16 protein-coding genes are annotated in these 20054 nt (G+C 72.5%); 11 read left to right on the top strand and 5 right to left on the bottom strand.

Features of this window, described 5'->3' with window-relative positions; genetic code table 11:
• Positions 1 to 153: 153 nt before the first annotated feature.
• The gene (locus FVS66_RS28085; RefSeq protein ID WP_262387259.1) at positions 154 to 1503 is read left to right on the top strand and encodes a helix-turn-helix transcriptional regulator; all 1350 of its coding nucleotides are present in this window, start codon (positions 154 to 156) and stop codon (positions 1501 to 1503) included.
• Positions 1504 to 1522: 19 nt separating this feature from the next.
• The gene (locus tag FVS66_RS28080) at positions 1523 to 2137 is read left to right on the top strand and encodes a 2'-5' RNA ligase family protein (protein WP_262387258.1); all 615 of its coding nucleotides are present in this window, start codon (positions 1523 to 1525) and stop codon (positions 2135 to 2137) included.
• A 294-nt stretch (positions 2138 to 2431) separates the two neighbouring features.
• Here the strand turns inward: FVS66_RS28080 and meaB are convergent, their stop codons facing one another.
• Together meaB and FVS66_RS28070 are read right to left on the bottom strand one after the other, a co-directional pair.
• The gene (meaB, locus tag FVS66_RS28075) at positions 2432 to 3388 is read right to left on the bottom strand and encodes a methylmalonyl Co-A mutase-associated GTPase MeaB (RefSeq protein WP_149184164.1); all 957 of its coding nucleotides are present in this window, start codon (positions 3386 to 3388) and stop codon (positions 2432 to 2434) included.
• A gap of 15 nt (positions 3389 to 3403) precedes the next feature.
• Positions 3404 to 4615, bottom strand: coding sequence for an acetyl-CoA C-acetyltransferase (locus FVS66_RS28070; RefSeq protein ID WP_149184035.1), 1212 nt, complete (start codon positions 4613 to 4615; stop codon positions 3404 to 3406).
• A gap of 148 nt (positions 4616 to 4763) precedes the next feature.
• On the opposite strand from FVS66_RS28070, the gene mce reads away from it, so the two are divergent.
• The 7 genes from mce to FVS66_RS28035 all read left to right on the top strand — a co-directional run bounded on the left by mce (position 4764) and on the right by FVS66_RS28035 (position 14353).
• Entirely contained in the window at positions 4764 to 5204 is a 441-nt protein-coding gene (mce, locus tag FVS66_RS28065) for a methylmalonyl-CoA epimerase (RefSeq protein WP_149184034.1), read from the top strand.
• A gap of 175 nt (positions 5205 to 5379) precedes the next feature.
• Complete coding sequence (gene scy / locus FVS66_RS28060; protein ID WP_149184033.1) at positions 5380 to 9366, top strand: polarized growth protein Scy; 3987 nt, start codon at positions 5380 to 5382, stop codon at positions 9364 to 9366.
• Positions 9367 to 9482: 116 nt separating this feature from the next.
• Positions 9483 to 10421 (top strand): cellulose-binding protein, encoded by a 939-nt coding sequence (locus FVS66_RS28055; RefSeq protein WP_149184032.1) that lies wholly within the window; start codon positions 9483 to 9485, stop codon positions 10419 to 10421.
• Between the two features lie 118 nt (positions 10422 to 10539).
• Positions 10540 to 11484: an ABC transporter ATP-binding protein gene (locus tag FVS66_RS28050; RefSeq protein WP_149184031.1), complete on the top strand. Its 945-nt coding sequence runs from the start codon at positions 10540 to 10542 to the stop codon at positions 11482 to 11484.
• Positions 11485 to 11487: 3 nt separating this feature from the next.
• Complete coding sequence (locus tag FVS66_RS28045) at positions 11488 to 12267, top strand: ABC transporter permease (RefSeq protein ID WP_149184030.1); 780 nt, start codon at positions 11488 to 11490, stop codon at positions 12265 to 12267.
• 212 nt (positions 12268 to 12479) lie between these two features.
• The gene (locus tag FVS66_RS28040) at positions 12480 to 13544 is read left to right on the top strand and encodes an ABC transporter ATP-binding protein (protein ID WP_149184029.1); all 1065 of its coding nucleotides are present in this window, start codon (positions 12480 to 12482) and stop codon (positions 13542 to 13544) included.
• The gene (locus FVS66_RS28035) at positions 13541 to 14353 is read left to right on the top strand and encodes an ABC transporter permease (protein WP_149184028.1); all 813 of its coding nucleotides are present in this window, start codon (positions 13541 to 13543) and stop codon (positions 14351 to 14353) included. Before FVS66_RS28040 ends, FVS66_RS28035 begins: the two co-directional genes overlap by 4 nt.
• Positions 14354 to 14363: 10 nt before the next feature.
• Here the strand turns inward: FVS66_RS28035 and FVS66_RS28030 are convergent, their stop codons facing one another.
• Positions 14364 to 14702 carry an ATP/GTP-binding protein gene (locus FVS66_RS28030; protein WP_149184027.1) on the bottom strand — a complete coding sequence of 113 codons (339 nt, stop codon included), beginning with the start codon at positions 14700 to 14702 and terminating at the stop codon, positions 14364 to 14366.
• A 261-nt stretch (positions 14703 to 14963) separates the two neighbouring features.
• On the opposite strand from FVS66_RS28030, the gene FVS66_RS28025 reads away from it, so the two are divergent.
• Positions 14964 to 15998: an LLM class flavin-dependent oxidoreductase gene (locus FVS66_RS28025; RefSeq protein WP_149184026.1), complete on the top strand. Its 1035-nt coding sequence runs from the start codon at positions 14964 to 14966 to the stop codon at positions 15996 to 15998.
• Between the two features lie 87 nt (positions 15999 to 16085).
• Here the strand turns inward: FVS66_RS28025 and FVS66_RS28020 are convergent, their stop codons facing one another.
• Positions 16086 to 16478 carry an SCO5389 family protein gene (locus FVS66_RS28020; RefSeq protein ID WP_149184025.1) on the bottom strand — a complete coding sequence of 131 codons (393 nt, stop codon included), beginning with the start codon at positions 16476 to 16478 and terminating at the stop codon, positions 16086 to 16088.
• A 219-nt stretch (positions 16479 to 16697) separates the two neighbouring features.
• Here FVS66_RS28020 and nucS point away from each other — a divergent pair, with 219 nt between their 5' ends.
• Entirely contained in the window at positions 16698 to 17369 is a 672-nt protein-coding gene (gene nucS, locus FVS66_RS28015; RefSeq protein WP_187645726.1) for an endonuclease NucS, read from the top strand.
• Between the two features lie 78 nt (positions 17370 to 17447).
• Here nucS and FVS66_RS35260 read toward each other — a convergent pair.
• The coding region (locus FVS66_RS35260) for an ATP-binding protein (protein WP_187645725.1) at positions 17448 to 20054 on the bottom strand (2607 nt) is incomplete at its 5' end.

Raw genomic sequence — 20054 nt, 5'->3', positions numbered from 1 at the left:
GCCGCTTCCAGGACCGCTTGGCCGGGAACCGTACGTGGATACGGTGGCGGCGAAAGGTCCGCGCGCAAGGAGCACGCCGATGGGGTTCAAACACGAGCTGGAACGACTGAGGTCTGAGATGACCGCCGCACCGAGTTGCGTGCGCGGTATCGGATGCGACCACGGGAGGCGTGGCGTCAGGCGCATGGTTGGTCGCTCCAGCAGGTCGCCGACCGCGTCAACGACGTCGAGGCCACCCGACCCGAGGAGTCCGTGGCCGCAGACGCGTCCCTGGTCGGCAAATGGGAGAAGTGGCCGAGCCGGTCCGGCCGCCGACCCTCGGTCGCCGCGTTCGCGCTGCTGGCCAAGGTCTACGGCTGTACCACGGCGGAGCTGATTGACGTGGAGGACCGACGCGTCTTACGGTCCGGCGATCTCCGGATGCTCACTGCCGTGCACCAGCCCGAGCCCGAAACGCCGCAGGCCCCTCACCCCTCGCCGCTCCCGGCGCCGGAGCCCCAGGGGCCCGAGCTGGTGCGCCAAGTGGCCGAGGAATCCGCAGCTTGGGCACAGTGGGCAGAGACGTCGAACGTGGGTGATCTGGCCCTGGAGCAGATGATGGCCGACGTGCGGGAGCTGTCCCGCGACTATCTCACCGACGACCCCCAGACGGTGTTCCGGCGGACCGTGCGCCACCGCGACCGCGTCTTCCATCTCCTGGAAGGCCGCCAGTACCCGCGGCAGTCCGCCGAGCTGTACACCACCGCCGGTTACCTGTGCGGGCTCCTGGCTTGGATGTCCTCTGACCTCGGCCGGCTCGCCCACGCCGAGACCCAGGGCCGCACCGCATGGCTGTGCGCGGAGCTGTCCGGACAGTCAGACCTGCGGGCATGGGTGCTCTCCACCCGTTCAAAGGTCGCGTTTTGGGACGGCCGGCTGCGCGACGCCATCACACATGCCCGGCGCGGGGCCGAATACCAACCAGGAGGCACCGCAGCCGTACTGCTCGCCTGCCAGGAAGCGGATGCCTGGTCCCAGCTCGGCAGCCGCCGCGAAGCCGAAGCCGCCCTTGGCCGCGCTGCCGAAGCCCGCGCCGCCATCACCGACGCGGACGACGTCGCCGGTCTGTTCTCCTGCCCCAGGGTCCGACAGGTCAACTACACCGCAGCAGTGCATCTCCGCCTCGGGGACGCTGTCACAGCGCTGCGTGAGGTCGACGAGGCGCTCACCGCCCAGCCCTCCTACTCCTACGGCACGGCGGCACAGATGAACATCGCACAGGCGTCCGCCCGCCTCGCCCTGCACAGCGTGGACGGTGCCGCCGAGGCGCTGCGGCCTGTACTCGCTTTGCCGCCGGACCAGCGGCTGGCACCCGTGACCAACCGCCTGCGGGAGCTGGCGGCCGCCCTCGCCCACTCCCCTGCCGCCGGCACCCGAGCCGCCGCCGAACTCCAGGAGCACATCGAGCAGTGGTGTCTGGAGTCCCTGCCGCGTACTCACGCGCTCTCCCCAGGCGACTGCTGACGGTGCTTGGATCGTCACCATGACGACGAATTCGATGGCGAACCACTGGTGGTGGCGGCCGGGGTGGCGTGAGGGCCGCAGCTTCTACACCTGGCACCTCACCTTCCGCGACGCCCCCGCCGTCCACCACCTCGCCGACAGCTACCGCCACGCCCTTGGCGACGTACCCGGGCTCGACCTCGTCCCTGACCAGTGGCTTCACCTCACCTTGCAGGGCCTCGGCTTCACCGACGAGGTCGCTGACAAGGATCGGGACGCCGTTGTCGACGCCGCCACTGCCCGGCTCCGCAGCAGCGGCGCCTTCGAGCTCGCGCTCCACCGGCCCGAGATCACTCCTGAGGCCATCCGTTGGGAAGCCCAGCCCGCCGAACCCGTCTCCGCCGTACGGGACGCGGTACGTGCCGCGATCGGTGACGTGTGGAGCCAGGTGCCCGAGAAGCCCGACGGGTTCGCTCCGCATGTGACCATCGCCTACAGCAACAGCGACGGGCCCGACGGACCCGCTCGGAAGGCTCTGGACTCGGTTGACGCCGCGCCCGTTCTCGCGCGTGTCCGTGCCGTCGAGCTCATCGTTCTCAATCGCGACAAGCGGATGTACCAGTGGGAAACCCTCGCCCGCGTCCCACTCGACTGAACCTCAGCCGCCTCTGTGTCCCCGCCGAACAGCGCCCCCGGCCGGGCGGGCCTGTCGAGGGTGTTACGCACATCGGTCCGGACCGCTACGCCGAGCGTCCGCGACGGCGGGCACCTGCCGGGTGCGGGCGGATGGGTCGGGCGGGGCCCACCAGGGGCGCGTCCGAGCGGCATGGAGGCCGACAGGGGTGCCGCAGTCAGCCGGGGGGCGCCCACCACGGCGGCCACCAGGCCGGTGGGGGCGCGGCGGGTACGGCCCCGCCCCTCGTGGGGAGCGGGGCCGTGTACGGCGGCGTCAGCCGCCCGTCAGGCCCGCCACCAGTTCGTCGGCCGCCGCGTACGGGTCGAGCTCGCCCGCCACGATCCGCTCGGCCAGCGCGCCGAGGCGCCGGTCGCCGTGCAGGTCGCCGATCCGCTCGCGGAGGGCGGTGACCGCGATGGTCTCCACCTCGTGGGCGGCGCGGGCCCGGCGGCGCTCCGTGAGGACGCCGTGCTCCTCCATCCACGCGCGGTGCTTCTCCAGGGCCTCCACGACCTCGTCGACGCCCTCGCCGCGCGCGGCGACCGTCTTCACGATCGGCGGCCGCCAGTCGCCCGGCGCCCTCGATTCGCCGAGGCCCAGCATGTGGTTGAGCTCGCGGGCAGTGGCGTCCGCGCCGTCCCGGTCGGCCTTGTTCACCACGTACACGTCGCCGATCTCCAGGATGCCCGCCTTCGCGGCCTGAATGCCGTCGCCCATGCCGGGCGCCAGCAGTACGACGGAGGTGTCCGCCTCCGAGGCGATCTCCACCTCGGACTGGCCCACGCCGACCGTCTCGACGAGGATCACGTCGCAGCCCGCCGCGTCCAGGACGCGAATGGCCTGCGGCGCCGCCCACGCCAGACCGCCCAGGTGGCCCCGGGTGGCCATGGAGCGGATGTAGACGCCCGGGTCCGAGGCGTGCTCCGACATCCGCACCCGGTCGCCCAGCAGCGCACCGCCGGAGAACGGCGACGAGGGGTCCACGGCCAGGACGCCGACCCGCTTGCCCGCCTTGCGGTACGCGGTCACCAGTGCCGACGTCGAAGTGGACTTGCCGACGCCGGGCGAGCCCGTCAGGCCCACCACATAGGCGCCGCCCGTCAGCGGAGCCAGCGCCGCCATCACCTCACGGAGCTGCGGGGACGCCCCCTCCACGAGCGAGATCAGCCGGGCCACGGCACGCGGCCTGCCCTCCCGTGCCTGGGCCACCAGTGCGGGGACGTCCACCATCACGTACAGAGCTCCTTACTTCGCCGAAGCGCTCGGGACACGGAGGATCAGCGCGTCGCCCTGGCCACCGCCACCGCACAGCGCCGCCGCGCCGACCCCGCCGCCGCGCCGCCTGAGCTCCAGCGCCAGGTGCAGCGCGATACGGGCGCCGGACATGCCGATCGGGTGGCCCAGGGCGATCGCGCCACCGTTGACGTTCACCTTTTCAGGGGATACCCCAAGATCCTTCATCGACTGCACGGACACGGCGGCGAACGCCTCGTTGATCTCGACGAGGTCGAGGTCCTCGACGCCCAGGCCCTCCTTCTTCAGGGCGTGCCGGATCGCGTTGGACGGCTGGGACTGCAGCGAGTTGTCCGGGCCCGCGACATTGCCGTGCGCGCCGATCTCGGCGATCCACTCCAGGCCGAGCTCCTCGGCCTTCGCCTTGCTCATCACGACGACCGCCGCGGCGCCGTCGGAGATCTGCGAGGCGGAGCCGGCCGTGATCGTGCCGTCCTTCGCGAAGGCGGGGCGCAGCTTGCCGAGCGACTCGGCGGTCGTCTCGGGGCGGATGCCCTCGTCCTTCGAGAAGATCACCGGCTCGCCCTTGCGCTGCGGGATCTCCACCGGGGTGATCTCGGCCTCGAACAGGCCGTTCTTCTGGGCGGCGGCGGCGCGCTGGTGGGACAGGGCGGAGATCTCGTCCTGCTCGGCGCGGCCGAGGCCCAGGCGGGTGTTGTGCTTCTCGGTGGAGGCGCCCATGGCGATGCTCTCGAACGGGTCCGTGAGGCCGTCGTGCGCCATCGCGTCGAGCATCTCGATCGCGCCGTACTTGTAACCCTCGCGGGACTTCGGGAGCAGGTGCGGGGCGTTGGTCATGGACTCCTGGCCGCCCGCGACGACCACGTCGAACTCGCCGGCGCGGATCAGCTGGTCGGCGAGGGCGATGGCGTCGAGGCCGGAGAGACACACCTTGTTGACGGTGAGCGCCGGGACGTTCATCGGGATGCCGGCCTTGACGGCGGCCTGCCGGGCGGGGATCTGGCCGGCGCCCGCCTGAAGCACCTGGCCCATGATCACGTACTGCACCTGGTCGCCGCCGATGCCGGCCCGGTCGAGCGCGGCCTTGATCGCGAAGCCGCCGAGGTCGGCGCCGGAGAAGGACTTGAGAGAGCCGAGCAGGCGGCCCATGGGTGTACGCGCACCGGCGACGATGACGGAGGTGGTACCTGTCGTTCCAGACATGAGGACGATCCCCTTCCAGCCTGGGAGGGCTGCGGAGTGAACGAGGGTTTACCGCCAATGTACTGAGCGGTACGGGCCCCGGTCACCGGGCGATCGGTGTGACGGCGCGCACGTTGCGTAACCACCCGCGGAGCGCTGCACTGGTCGCATGCTCACAAGAATCGACCACATCGGGATCGCCTGCTTCGACCTCGACAAGACGGTGGAGTTCTACCGCGCGACCTACGGCTTCGAGGTGTTCCACTCCGAGGTCAACGAGGAGCAGGGCGTCCGCGAGGCCATGCTCAAGATCAACGAGACGTCCGACGGCGGCGCCTCGTACCTCCAGCTCCTGGAGCCCACCCGGGAGGACTCCGCCGTGGGCAAGTGGCTGGCCAAGAACGGCGAGGGTGTCCACCACATCGCCTTCGGGACGGCGGACGTGGACGGCGACTCCGACGCCATCCGCGGCAAGGGCGTCCGGGTGCTGTACGACGAGCCCCGGCGCGGCTCCATGGGGTCGCGGATCACGTTTCTGCACCCCAAGGACTGCCATGGCGTCCTGACCGAACTCGTCACGTCGGCTGAGCCCTCCTCAGCGGAGCACTGACCCGAGCGTTCCCGGCCCGGTAGAGTGGGCGGCTCCGGGCCGGGGCCGGATCGGGGCCGCGCCGCGGCGTCGTCGTCGGAAGCGTCGATCTGACACCATTCCCGGGGGGCCGTTCGCCGGCGAACGGTACCCGTACAGAGAGAGTTCGCGACCAGGGGACGGATGGGACCGCGCAGTGCGGGGCTACGAACGCCAGGAGAGCCACCGGGCTGACGACGACCACCTTTCGCGGTTCGAAGCCGAGATGGACCGGCTGAAGACCGAGCGGGAGAAGGCCGTCCAGCACGCCGAGGACCTCGGTTACCAGGTCGAGGTGTTGCGCGCCAAGCTCCACGAGGCGCGGCGCGCCATCGCGTCCCGTCCTGCCTACGACGGCGCCGAGGCCGGGTACCAGGCCGAGCAGCTGCTGCGTAACGCCCAGATACAGGCCGACCAGATGCGGTCGGACGCCGAGCGGGAGCTGCGGGACGCCCGCGCGCAGACCCAGCGGATCCTCCAGGAGCACGCCGAGCACCAGGCCCGCCTCCAGGCCGAGTTGCACAACGAGGCGGTGCAGCGGCGGCAGCAGCTCGACCAGGAGCTGGCCGAGCGCCGCCGGACCGTCGAGGCGCACGTCAACGAGAACGTGGCGTGGACCGAGCAGCTGCGGGCGCGCACCGAGGCGCAGGCCCGCCGCCTGATGGAGGAGTCCCGCGCCGAGGCGGAGAAGTCCCTGGCCGCCGCCCGTGCCGAGGCCGCCCGGGTCGCCGAGGAGGCCCGGCAGCGGCTCGCGGCCGAGTCGGAGGCGGCCCGCACCGAGGCCGAGGGCATCCTGCTGCGCGCCCGCAAGGACGCCGAGCGGCTGCTCAACGCCGCGTCGACGCAGGCCCACGAGGCCACCAGCCACGCCGAGCAGCTGCGTACCACCACCGCCACCGAGACCGAGCAGGCCCGTCAGCGGGCCACGGAGCTCAGCCGGGGCGCCGAGCAGCGCATGCAGGAGGCCGAGGAGCGGCTCCGCGAGGCCCGCGCGGAGGCCGACAAGGTCGTCGCCGCGGCCACCGAGGACGCGGCCAAGCGGCTCGCGGCCGCCGAATCCGCGAACGAGCAGCGCACCCGTACGGCCAGGACGGAGATCGCCCGGCTGGTCGGTGAGGCCACCAAGGAGGCCGAGGCCCTCAAGGCGGAGGCGGAGCAGGCGCTCGCGGACGCCCGCGGCGAGGCCGAGAAGCTGCGGGCCGAGGCCAGCGAGAAGGCCCGTACGAAGGCGGCCGAGGACTCCGCGGCCCAGCTGGCCAAGGCCGCCCGCACCGCCGAGGAGATGCTCGGCAAGGCGTCCGAGGACGCCCAGGCCACCACCCGTAAGGCGAGCGAGGAGGCCGAGCGCATCCGCCGCGAGGCCGAGGCCGAGGCCGACCGGCTCGTCGGGGAGGCCGCCGACTCCGCCGAGCAGCTGCGCGGCGCGGCGAAGGACGACACCAAGGAGTACCGGGCCAAGACGGTCGAGCTGCAGGAGGAGGCGCGCCGGCTGCGCGGCGAGGCCGAGCAGCTGCGGGCCGAGGCCATCGCCGAGGGCGAGCGGATCCGCACCGAGGCACGGCGCGAGGCCGTCCAGCAGATCGAGGAGGCGGCCAAGACCGCCGAGGAGCTGCTGACCAAGGCGAAGACGGACGCGGACGAGCTGCGCGCGGCGGCGACCGCCGAGAGCGAGCGGGTCCGCACGGAGGCCATCGAGCGCGCGACGGCGCTGCGCACGCAGGCCCAGCAGACCCTGGACCGCACCCGCGGCGAGGCCGACGAGCTGCGCGCGGAGGCCGAGGAGCAGGCCGAGTCGGTGAAGGCGGCGGCCGAGGCGGCCGCGGCGGCGCTGCGTGAGGAGGCCGAGCGTGGCATCGCGGCCCGGGAGGCGGAGGCCGCCGAGGAGCTGACGCGGCTCCAGTCGGACGCCGAGGCGCGGCTGGTGGCGGCCGAGCAGACGCTCGCCGACGCCCGCGCGGAGGGCGAGCGGCTGCGCCGGGAGGCCGCCGAGGAGACGGAGCGGCTGCGTACCGAGGCCGCCGAGCGGCGGCGCTCCCTCCAGGAGCAGGCCGAGCAGGAGGCCGAGCGGCTCCGCACGGAGGCGGCAGCGGACGCGTCGGCGGCCCGCGCCGAGGCGGAGAACGCCGCCGTACGGCTCCGGGCAGAGGCGGCCTCGGAGGCCGAACGGCTCAAGACGGACGCGCAGGAGACGGCCGACCGGGTCCGGGCCGAGGCGCAGGCCGCGGCGGAGCGGCTCGAGACGGAGGCCGCCGAGGAGCTCGCGGCCGCGCAGGAAGAGGCCAACCGGCGCCACCGGGAGGCCGAGGAGACACTGGACGCCGCCCGTACCGAGGCGGACCAGGAGCGCGACCGCGCCCGGGAGCAGAGCGAGGAGCTGCTGGCGTCGGCCCGTAAGCGGGTCGAGGAGGCGCAGGCGGAGGCACAGCGCCTGGTCGAGGAGGCGGACCAGCGGGCCACGGAGCTGGTCACGGCCGCCGAGCAGACCGCGCAGCAGGTACGCGACTCGGTCACCGGCCTCCAGGAGGCGGCCGAGGAGGAGATCGCCGGGCTGCGGTCGGCCGCGGAACACGCCGCGGAGCGCACGAGGTCGGAGGCGCAGGAGGAGGCGGACCGCGTCCGCGCCGACGCCTACCAGGAGCGGGAGCGGGCCGCCGAGGACGCCACGCGGGTCCGGGAGCGCGCACAGGAGGAGACGGAGGCGGCGAAGGCCCTCGCCGAGCGGACCGTCAAGGACGCGATCACGGAGGCGGAGCGGCTCAGGACGGACAGCGCCGAGTACGCCCAGCGGGTACGGACGGAGGCGTCGGACTCGCTCGCCGCGGCCGAGCAGGACGCGTCGCGTACGCGGGCCGAGGCACGGGGCGACGCCAACCGCATCCGCTCGGAGGCGGCCACCCAGGCGGACCGGCTCGTCACGGAGGCGTCGGCCGAGGCCGAGCGCATCACGTCCGAGGCGACGGCCGAGGCGGACCGGCTCGCGACCGAGGCGTCCGAGGTGCTGGACGAGGCCCGCGAAGAAGCCGTCCGGCTCCGTACGGAGGCCGAACGGGTCAGGGCCGACGGCGAGGCCGAGGCGGAGCGGATGCGCGCGGACGCCCGGGCCGACGGCGAGCAGGTACGGGACGAGGCGCGGAAGGCCGCCGACAAGCGGCGCGCCGACGCCGCCGAGCAGGCCGACCAGCTCATCGAGGAGGCCACCGGCGAGGCGGAGCGGCTGCGGGCCGAGGCGGCCGAGACGGTGAGTTCGGCGCAGCAGGCCGCGGAGCGGATCCGCAAGGAGTCCGAGCAGCACCTCAAGGAGACCGAGGAGGTGGCCGAGCAGCTCCGCACGGAGGCCCGCACGGAGGCGGACAGGCTGCTCGACGAGGCGCGGGAGGCCGCGGCGAAGCGCCGTGCGGACGCCGCCGAGCAGGCCGACCAGCTGATGGCGAAGGCGCAGGAGGAGGCGCTGCGCGCCACGACCGACGCCGAGTCGCAGGCGGACACGATGGTCGGCGCGGCCCGCAAGGAGGCCGAGCGGATCGAGTCCGAGGCGACCATCGAGGGCAACGCCCTGGTGGAGAAGGCCCGCACGGACGCGGACGAACTGCTGGTGGGTGCGCGGAGCGACGCCAACGCCATAAGGGAGCGGATGGAGGAGCTGCGCACCCGGACCGAGGCGGAGATCGAGGAGCTGCACGAGCGGGCCCGCCGGGAGAGCGCGGAGCAGGTGAAGGTCGCCGGGGAGCGTGCCGACAAGCTGGTGAAGACGGCCGAGCAGCAGGTGTCCGAGGCGGAGGCGAAGGCCAAGGAGCTGCTGTCGGACGCGAACTCGGAGGCGAGCAAGGTCCGGATCGCCGCGGTGAAGAAGGCGGAGGGCCTGCTCAAGGAGGCCAACCAGAAGAAGGCCGACGCCGACCGCGAGGCGCAGCAGATCAAGGAGGACGCGGAGGCCGAGGCCGACCGGCTGGTCGCGGACGGCCGCCGGGAGCTGGACGTGCTGGTGCGTCGGCAGGAGGACATCCAGGCCGAGATCTCCCGCGTCCAGGCCGTGCTCGAAGCGTTGGAATCTTTCGAAGCGCCTTCCGGGGGCGGCAAGGACGGTGTCAAGGCGGGGGCGGCAGTCGGCGGTACCCGTTCGAGTGGCAAGTCAAACGCCGACTAGGCCACTCAAAAGGCTGGACATTCTCCCAATCAAACGGTCATCCGCTCGATGACACGCCGCTTTGGCCCCTAGGATTCCCCCTAACACCTCAGCCGGTCTCATTCGACAGGAACCCCATGAGCGACACTTCCTCCCCCTTCGGCTTCGAGCTCGTGCGGCGTGGTTACGACCGCGGTCAGGTGGATGACCGCATTACCAAGCTCGTCGCCGACCGTGACAGTGCTCTGGCCCGAATCACTGCTCTGGAAAAGCGCATCGAGGAACTCCACCTCGAGACGCAGAACGCCCAGGCCCAGGTGACCGACGCCGAGCCGTCGTACGCCGGCCTCGGCGCACGCGTCGAGAAGATCCTCCGCCTCGCCGAGGAGGAGGCCAAGGACCTGCGTGAGGAGGCCCGCCGCGGCGCCGAGCAGCACCGCGAGCTGGCCGAGTCGGCGGCCCAGCAGGTGCGCAACGACGCCGAGGCGTTCGCCGCCGAGCGCAAGGCGAAGGCCGAGGACGAGGGCGTCCGCATCGTCGAGAAGGCCCAGGGCGAGGCGAACCAGCTGCGCACCGAGGCGCAGAAGGACGCGCAGTCCAAGCGCGAGGAGGCGGACGCGCTCTTCGAGGAGACGCGCGCGAAGGCCGCCCAGGCGGCCGCCGACTTCGAGACGAACCTCGCCAAGCGGCGTGAGCAGTCCGAGCGTGACCTGGCCTCGCGTCAGGCGAAGGCGGAGAAGCGGCTCGCGGAGATCGAGCACCGCGCGGAGCAGCTGCGCCTGGAGGCGGAGAAGCTGCGTACGGACGCGGAGCGCCGGGCCCGCCAGACGGTGGAGACCGCGCAGCGCCAGGCCGAGGACATCGTGGCCGACGCGAACGCCAAGGCGGACCGGATCCGCAGCGAATCGGAGCGCGAGCTGGCAGCGCTGACGAACCGTCGCGACTCCATCAACGCGCAGCTGACCAACGTCCGCGAGATGCTGGCGACGCTGACCGGTGCGGCGGTCGCCGCGGCCAACGTGCCGGGCGACGACGAGCCGGTGACCCGCGGCGTCCCGGCGCAGCAGACCCGCTGATCACACCGAGTCGCTCATGTTCGGTCCTGTTCCCCCGTGAGGACCGGAACGGCGTGCTCCATATGGCCCCCCTGTCATTCCGGTGGCGGGGGGCCATCTGCGCCCGTAGCGTGGGCCCATGATCGAGTTGGAGGGCCTCACAAAACGTTTCGGCGCGAAGACGGCCGTCGACGGTCTCTCGTTCACCGTGCGCCCCGGGATGGTGACCGGTTTCCTCGGCCCGAACGGCGCCGGCAAGTCGACGACCATGCGCATGATGCTCGATCTGGACGCCCCCACGAGCGGCACGGTCCGGATCGACGGCAGGCACTACCGCGACCTCGACGAGCCGCTGAAGTACATCGGCGCCCTGCTGGACGCGAAGGCGATGCACAGCGGCCGCAGCGCGTACAACAACCTGCTGTGTCTGGCGCAGTCGAACCGGATCCCGGAGCAGCGGGTCGGGGAGGTCCTGGACACGGTCGGACTGACGGCGGTCGCACGGAAGAAGTCGAAGAACTTTTCGATGGGTATGGGTCAGCGGCTTGGAATCGCCGCAGCGCTGCTGGGTGATCCACGGATTCTCATGTTCGATGAGCCGGTCAATGGTCTGGACCCCGAGGGAATTCACTGGATCCGCAATGTGATGAAGCAGCTCGCGGCGGAGGGCCGTACGGTGTTCGTTTCCAGCCATCTGATGAGTGAAATGGCCCTGACGGCGGATCACTTGATCGTCATCGGGCAGGGCAAGCTGCTGGCGGACACCTCTATGGCGGATTTCATCCAGCGGAACTCGCGCAGCTATGTGCGGCTCCGCACCCCGCAGCAGGAGCTCGTCCGGGATGTCCTGGCCGGTGCCGGCCTGCCCCCCGTACAGACCGACGACGGGGCACTGGAGATCGACGGGGCGTCGACCGAGCGGGTCGGTGAGCTGGCCGCGGAGCACGGGATCGTGCTGCACGAGCTGAGCGCCCAGCGCGCCTCCCTGGAGGAGGCGTTCATGCGGATGACGGCCGGGGCGGTCGAGTACCACGCGCACGCCGACACCCGGCCCCGGTGGGGCGCGGGCGTGAAGGGGGCCTGAACGATGACTTCGGTACCGGCGGTCCTCCAGTCGGAGTGGACGAAGATCCGTACGGTCTCCTCGACGGTCTGGACGCTCACGAGCGCCCTCGTCGTGACGGTGGCGATGGGCGCCGGGATCAGCGCCCTGATGAGGTCGGCGTTCGACGATCTGCCCGCCGCCGAGCGGATCACCTTCGATCCGACCGTGATCAGCTTCTCCGGGATGGTGCTGGGGCAGCTGGCGATGGTGGTGTTCGGCGTGCTCGTGGTGGGCACGGAGTACAGCTCGGGGATGATCCGTACGTCGCTGGCGGCGGTGCCGCAACGGGCGACGTTCCTGTACAGCAAGATCGCGGTGGCGGGCCTGCTGGCGCTGGCCGTGGGCCTGGCGACGAGCTTCGTCTCCTTCTTCGTGGGCCAGTCCCTGCTGGGCGAGCACAGCACGACGATCGGCGCGGAGAACGTGCTGCGCGCGGTGATCGGCGGCGGCCTCTACATGGGGCTTATCGCGATGTTCTCGATGGGCGTGGCGGCGATGCTGCGCTCGTCGATGCTGTCGCTCGGCATCCTGGTGCCCTTCTTCTTCCTGGTCTCGCAGATCCTGGCGGCGGTACCGAAGGCCAAGGAGGTGGCGGTGTACTTCCCCGACCAGGCGGGCGCCAAGATCATGCAGGTGGTCCCCGGCTCCATGGCCTCCGAGGCCACCCCGTACGGGCCGTGGGGCGGTCTGGGCATCATGCTGCTGTGGGTGGCGGCGGCGCTGACCGGCGGGTACATGGTGATGAAGCGCCGCGACGCGTAGCCTCCGGGGCGGTGGCGACGGCGGCCCCGGGGCGATGAAGGCGGCCCCGGGTCGGGGGCACGGCGGCGGTACGCGTAGGTTTTCGGCGGGGGATGGAACCGTCACACTCTTATCTCCCTCTTACCTCCTACGGGTGGTTCTTCGCCGTTCTTCGTCGTTCTTCGTCGTCGGCGCCGCCCGCTGTCGAACCGACCTGTCGTAGGGACTGGAGAATGATCGAGGCAGTCCGCCTGACCAAGCGCTACGGCGCGAAGACCGCCGTGGACGACCTGTCCTTCCAGGTGCGGCCCGGTGTCGTCACCGGGTTCCTGGGGCCCAACGGCTCCGGGAAGTCGACCACCATGCGCATGATCCTCGGGCTGGACCAGCCCACCTCCGGGCATGTCACGATCGGCGGCCACCCCTTCCGGGAACTGCCGAACGCCCCCCGACAGGTCGGTGCCCTTCTGGACGCGCGGGCGGTGCACGGCGGCCGCACCGCCCGGAACCACCTCCTCGCCCTCGCCCAGCTCGCCGGGATACCCGCGCGCCGGGTGGACGAGGTCCTCGGGGTCGTCGGCCTCCAGGACGTGGCACGCAAGCGGTCCAACGGCTTCTCGCTCGGCATGGGCCAGCGACTCGGCATCGCCGCCGCGCTCCTCGGCGACCCGGAGGTGCTGCTCTTCGACGAGCCGGTCAACGGCCTGGACCCGGAGGGCATCCTCTGGGTGCGGAATCTGATGAAGGCGCTGGCCGCCGAGGGCCGTACGGTCTTCGTCTCCTCGCACCTCATGAGCGAGATGGCCCTCACCGCCGAGCACCTCATCGTCATCGGCCGCGGCCGGCTGCTCGCCGATATGAGCGTCAGGGAGTTCATCGCCGCCAACTCCGCCGGCTTCGCGCGCGTGCGGACCCCGCACGCGGAGCCGGAGCAGCGGGAGAAGCTGACGACCGTGCTGACCGAGGCGGGCGGCTTCGTCCTGTCCGAGCCCGACGGCGCCCTGCGCGTGACCGGGCTGCCCCTCCCCCGCATCAGCGACCTGGCGCACGACGCCGACGTCCGGCTGTGGGAGCTGTCCCCGCACCAGGCGTCGCTGGAGGAGGCGTACATGCGGCTGACGCAGCCGGCCGTGGACTACCGCTCCACCGACGACCGGCTGGCCGAGCTCGGCCCCGTACCGGAGCAGCCCGTCGTGATGCCCGACGTGCCGACGGAGGGCTGGTACGCGCCTCCGCCGCCCGCCCGGACGCCCGACAAGAGCCGTACGCACGACAGCAGCACCGAGGATGCCCGATGACCACCACCCCGTACACCTCGCCGATCCCCGTCCGGCGCGCCCACCTCGGGGACGCGATCGCCTCCGAGTGGACCAAGATACGGTCGCTGCGGTCCACGGTCTGGACGCTGGGGGCGATGATCGCGGTGGTCGCCGGTCTCGGGCTGCTCCTGGCGCTCGCGATCGGCCCGATCGCGGAGGAGGAGCTCGGTGACGACGCCTCCGTGCTCGAACTCGGCCTCGTCGGCATGCTCCTCGGCACCGTCTGCGTGATCACGCTGGGCGTGTTGACGATCACCTCCGAGTTCGGCACGGGCATGATCCGTACGACGCTGACGGCGTGCCCCAGCCGGGGCCGGGTCCTCATCGCCAAGTCCATCGTCTTCTTCGCGCTGGTCTTCGTGATCACCACGCTGGTCTCCGCGTTCACCGCGGCCGCGCAGTCCGTCATCCTCGGCACGATCGGCGGCGCGACCGCGGACCAGTGGATGCGCGCGACCGTGGGCGTGGGCCTGTTCATGGCGTCCCTCGGGCTGCTGTCGCTCGCCGTGGGCACCCTGCTGCGGCACTCGGCCGGGGCCATCACCACGATGATCGGCGTGGTGCTGCTCCCGTTCGTGCTGGCGATCGGCCTCTACTCCGAGTCGCTGAACGGGCTGCGCGACAAGCTCGTCGAGTACTCCATCCCCAGCCTGCTGGCCGCCATCTACACCAGCGGCGAATTCGAGGGGGCGGCGCCGGCCGGCTGGACACCGCTGTGGATCATGCTGGGCGTGACCGCCGCGGCCCTCGGCGGGGCGTACATCTCGCTGGACCGCCGGGACGTCTAGACGCCGCCCACTAGTAACGAGGGGCGTTACGGGACCGCTGCACCCGCGTGGTGCGGCGGTCCTTCGCGTTCCAGCACGCCTTGTGCCAGTGCCGCCGGTCGTCCACGCCGCCGTACTCGGGCCAGGCCACCACATGGGCGACGCCGGAGGGGATCTCCTGGTCGCACCCCGGGCAGCGGTACCGTTTCCCGGCCGCACTCGCGCCGGCCACGTGCCGGACGGACCAGTCCTCGCCCTGCCAGCTCTCGGTGCGCTGGAAGCCGCCGTACCGGTCGCCGGTGCCCCCGCCGCCGGCCTCGGTGGACTCGTCTCCGCCCCTCTTCCGGGGCCGGTTGCGGCGCGGGGACACAGGACACCTCACAGAGCGGGCGTGGACAGTTCCCATCCAGCGTAAGGGCCGCGCGAGACCCGTCCGCACGGGCGGGACCGAGCGGCGGCGTGCAGGCCGCGACACGCGGCCGGGCATCCGACGTGTGTGCGATCAGCCCCCCACTCAGGGGTGGTTAGCGGAAAATCGCAAGAACTCTTCGACCGGCCGTTGCCTTTGGCACGTGTCAGGCGTTGTTGCCCGTGAGGGGAGCCGCGTCGGCCGTCAAGGAGGCATAAGGCGATGCGCGTGGGAACTTTTTTACTGGCGGCCCAGTTTCCCGGCCAAGGACACAGCGAGGCACTGCACCGCGCGGTGCGGTCGGCCGAGGTCGCCGAGGAGTCCGGGCTGGACTCCGTGTGGCTGGCCGAGCACCACTTCGTACCGTACGGCGTGTGTCCCTCGGCCATCACCCTGGCCGCGCTGCTGCTCGGCCGGACCAGCCGTATCAGGGTCGGTACGGCGGTCAGCGTGCTGTCCACGGCCCATCCGGTGGCGCTGGGCGAGCAGACCGCACTGCTGCACATCACCTCCGGCGGCAGATTCACCCTAGGGGTGGGCCGCGGCGGCCCGTGGGTCGACCTCGAGGTCTTCGGCACGGGCCTGGAGGCGTACGAGCGGGACTTCCCCGAGTCGCTGGACGTACTGCTGCGCTGGCTGCGCGGCGCGAGCGTGGCGGCGCACGGCGAGCGGCACCGGTTCCGGGAGGTCCCGGTCGTACCCCGGCCCGACGAGCTGATCGACGGCACGGCGGCACCCGAGACCGTCCTCGCGTGCACCTCGCCGAAGAGTGTGCGGCTCGCCGCGGCGCGCGGTCTGCCGATGCTGCTGGGGATGCACTGCGGGGACGAGGACAAGGCGGAGATGGTCTCCCTGTGGCGCAGGGAGGCCCTCGCGGCCGGGCACACACCGGACGAGGTCGCGCGGATCGCGGCGGGCCATGTGTCGGCGGGCGTGGCCCAGATCGCCGATCACACGGCGGACGCGTCCGAGACGCTCCTGAAGTCGGTGCCGGGCTGGCTGAAGCATGGGCTCGACGCCCATGTGACGGTGGACGGCCGGCAACGGGCGATGCGCGACCCGTTCGCGTACACGGAACTGCTGTGCCGGATCCATCCGGTGGGGACGCCCCGGGTGGCGGCCGACCGGCTGGCCGCTACGGCGGAGAGGACCGGGATCCGGCGGTTCGCGCTGATGGTGGAGGGCTCGGGACAGGTCGCGGGCGTGGAGGAGAACGTACGCCGGCTCGGCTCGGAGGTGTTGCCGCTGCTGGTCTGAGCGGTGGGGAGACACCACGACCGGCTTGCTGCCGCCCTGCACCCGGTCGCACCTCCCGCGATGCGGAGCGGCAACACGCACGCGGCGTCAGCAGTCGCGCAGCTCGGGGGACTGGTTCAGCAGCTGGGCCCGGACCGATGTGAAGCGGACCAGCCGCTCGTCGACCGAGGGGTCAAGCGGGAACACCGCGACACGGTGGCAGTTCTGGAAGGCCAGACGGACACCGAAGTGGCGCTCCAGTGCCCCCCGGATCGCGTCACTCGCAAGCGCACGCAGCAGCTGCCCACGTGCCTGCTCGTCCGGCGGAGGCGTCTGGTTGTCGGCGAACGCACCCCCGTCCACCTTCAGCTGTGCCACCAGAGAACTGATCATCTCCCATGCGAAGGGCAGGGAGGTCCGGACGCAGTCGACGAAAGCGGCTTCGTCGACCTCGCCTCGCTCGGCCTGTTCCAACAGCGCCGGTGAGACGTCGAGCGACATGGGTTCTCCTCTCGCGACCCCGCGGGGAGCGGGGTCTTACGGGCAGGGAAGGAGGAGCCCCCGCACAACACGCAGCGTGCACGAGCGACGACCTCCCGCTTCCACGGTATGCGTGCTGTCCGGACCGCACCAGGAGATTGGGACACAACAGGCCACGGAATCAGGGCCGTTTGGCGCCGAATCGCGCGGAAGCGCATGCGTCGAGTAGCGTTGCCGACCATGCGTCTCGTCATCGCCCGCTGCTCCGTGGACTACGCGGGCCGGCTCACCGCCCACCTGCCCTCCGCCCCCCGTCTGATCCTGGTCAAGGCGGACGGCAGCGTCTCGATCCACGCCGACGACCGGGCCTACAAGCCCCTCAACTGGATGTCGCCGCCGTGCACCCTCAAGCAGGGCGACGGGGAGTCGAACGGCGTCTGGACGGTCGTGAACAAGGCGGGCGAGAAATTGATCATCACCATGGAGGAGGTCCTCCATGACTCGTCCCACGAACTGGGGGTCGATCCCGGCCTGATCAAGGACGGCGTGGAAGCACACCTCCAAGAGCTTCTCGCCGACCGTATCGAGACACTTGGCGACGGGTACACGCTCATCCGCCGCGAGTACCCGACGGCCATCGGCCCGGTGGACATCCTCTGCCGGGACGCGGACGGCGGGACGGTGGCCGTGGAGATCAAGCGGCGCGGTGAGATCGACGGCGTGGAGCAGCTGACCCGCTACCTGGAGCTGCTGAACCGGGACCCGCACCTGGCGCCGGTGAAGGGCGTGTTCGCGGCGCAGGAGATCAAGCCGCAGGCGCGTGTCCTGGCGACTGACCGGGGCATCGGCTGCGTGGTGCTGGACTACGACGCGCTGCGCGGCATCGAGGACGACAAGCTGCGGCTTTTCTGACGAATCGTCGGGAGACGTACGGCCCCGGACGGCGACTGCCGTCCGGGGCCGTAGGTGTTGTACCGGTACGAGTACGGGTCAGGCCGTCGTACCGCCGCTGCCCGTGCCGCCGCCGGCCGAGTCGCCGGAGGGCGTGACCTGGCTCCCGGCCGTGGGCGCCGTGTCGCCGCCGCTGTCGCCGCCGCCGCTCTCGCCGCCGCTGTCGCCGCCGGTCGTGCCGCCCGCGGCGCCGCCCGAGGTGGTGGGCTCGGTGGTGCTCTCCGTCGGGGTGGGCTCGGTGGCCGTGCCCGTCGGGGTGGGGCTGGTGGTCGTGGAGCCCGTGGGGCCGGGGCCGGTGGTGGTCGAGCCCGTGGGGCCGGGGCTGGTGGTCGTGCCGGGCGAGGTGGTGGTGCCGCCCGTGGCCGTGGGCTTGCCGCTGCCGCTGGAGGTGGTCCCGCCGCCGGGCGTCGACGGGGTGGTGCCCGGGGAGGCGGTGTCGCCGGTGGAGCCGCCGGTGCCGGGCTGGGCGGAGGAACTCGGCAGATCGCCGGTCGGGTCGGTGGTGGAGCCCCCGGTGGAGCCGCCGCCGGAACCGCCGGAGGAGCCGCCGTCGCCGCCGTCGCCGGGCGCTTCCGCGTCGAAGCCGCCGTCGTCGGTGCCGTCCACGCCGGCCGAGTGGTCGGTGGTGACCCTGTCGTTGGACCGGCCGTCGTCGGCCCCGTCGCCCGAGGTCGCGCCGAGCGTGACGACGGTGCCCAGGACCGCCGCGAGGAGCGCGCCCGCACCGGCCGCGACGAAGTTCTTCCGGGCCCCGCTCAGCAGCGTGGCCCTCAGCCCCTTCCGGCCCGAACGGACCTCATGGGGGTACATGTACGTGCCGGATCCGACGGCGGTGTCGGCGTCGGCCCCCGCGTCGTCGTACGCGGAGCCGCCCGAGCCCTTGCCGTAGCCCGCGCCCGAGTCGAAGCCCGACCCGGAGCCGTACCCGCCCGCACCCGACCCGGCCGCCCGGCCGGGACCGGCCCCCGCGCCGTGGCCGCCCACCGCGCCGAGGCCCGGGCCCGCGCCGCCGGAACCGTACGCGGAGCCACCCGCGCCACCGGAGCCGACCGGACCCGAACCGGCGCCCGGGCCCTCACCGTGGGCGGCGCCCGCGCCCGGCCCGGAGGCCGCGCCGCCCTTGGCGTACCCGGAGCCGCCAAACAGCGGCGAGGTGGACTCCTCATAGCGGGCCGCGGGGAAATCCTCGCCCGCCGCTGTGCGACCGTCGCTGAGGGGGCCGCGTTCGCGGTCGGCCACGAGGGCGAGGGCGCGGCGGCCGGCGACCGTGCCGCGCTTGTCGGCGAGGACGCCGCGCATGGCGATGGACGCCTCGAGCTCGGCGCGGGCCCGGTCGAGGTTGCCGTTGCAGAGGGCGAGGACGCCCAGCTCGTGGTGGAAGTACGCCTCCTCGGCGACCTCGCCGGCGAGGCGGGCGGCCGCCTGGCCGGAGCGCAGGGCCCGCTCCCAGGCGCCCCAGTGCAGCCCGGCCGCGAAGGCGGGCGTCGCGCTGCGGGCGAGGAGCACGGCCGCACTGGCGTGTCCGGCCTCCTGGCTGGACGCGAGCGCGGTGAGCGCGGCCAGCACGGCGTCGGCCTCGGCGGCGACCCGCTCGGGCGCGACCGAGGGGTGGCCTGCCCACCAGGTGTAGTGCTGGGCGGCGGTGTGAGCACGCGTCAGGGCGTCCTCGTCGTAGCCGTGTTCGATGAGCTGTTCGGTGATACCGGTGGCCAGCCGGTGGCGTGACCCGACGGGGGTGAGCAGCCCGCAGCCGACGAGTTCGCCGAGCGCGGCGTCGGCGTGGGTGTCGCCGACGAGTGCGGGCAGGTGCGCCTGGTGCGGGACCTCCCCGGCGAGGGCGATGGCGAAGCGGAGGGTGTCACGGGCTGCCCCGGAGAGCCGGGAGGCGAGCAGCGCGGCCGGCGCGGCGGCCTCGCCGAGGCTCGGCAGGGGCTGTTCGCGGATCTCGGTGAAGACATTGTCGCCGGCTTCCTCGTCGTCGTCGGCGGCGTCGGCGTCGGCGTTGTCGTCGGCGGCGTCGGCGGCCGGGGAGCGCAGTGCGTCGCGCTGGCGGAGCAGGGCGGCGGCCTGGACGAAGCGGAGGGGCAGGCCCTCGGACTCGAACCAGAGGTCGCCGGCCCAGTTGGCCTCGTCGTCGGTGAGGGGCCGGTCGACGGCGTGTTCGAGGAGTTCGAGGGTGGTGCTGCGGTCGAGTCCGGTGAGGGAGACCTCGTCGACGGCCGCGTCGGACGAGGGCGCGGGCGTGTCCGGGGTGGCCGCGAGGAGGAAGGCGCACTCGGGTGCGGCGTCGAGGACCTCGTCGAGGGCCGCGCCGCCGAACTCCAGGTCGTCGAGGAGGACGACGGCACCGATCTCGCGGACGAGGGCGAGCAGCCCCGCCCGGTCGGGGCGGCGGTCGGGGGCGTTGTGGACGGCGCCGACGAGGGCGTACAGGACCTCGGTGGGGGTGCGGCGGTGGCCGGAGAGTCGTATCACGCCGTCGGGCGCGAGCTCGGCGCAGTCGGCGGCGACGGCGTCGAGGAGGCGGGTGCGGCCGGAGCCCGCCGGCCCGGTGAGGCGTACGGAGCGGCCGCGGGAGAGGAGCTGTACGAGCCGTTCGCGCTGTTCGCCGCGCTCCAGGAGGGGCAGGGGCGCGGCGGCGGGGCC

Source organism: Streptomyces sp. TRM49041, assembly GCF_008271805.1.
Lineage (GTDB): Bacteria > Actinomycetota > Actinomycetes > Streptomycetales > Streptomycetaceae > Streptomyces.
This window is presented reverse-complemented; position numbering and strand designations above follow the sequence as displayed.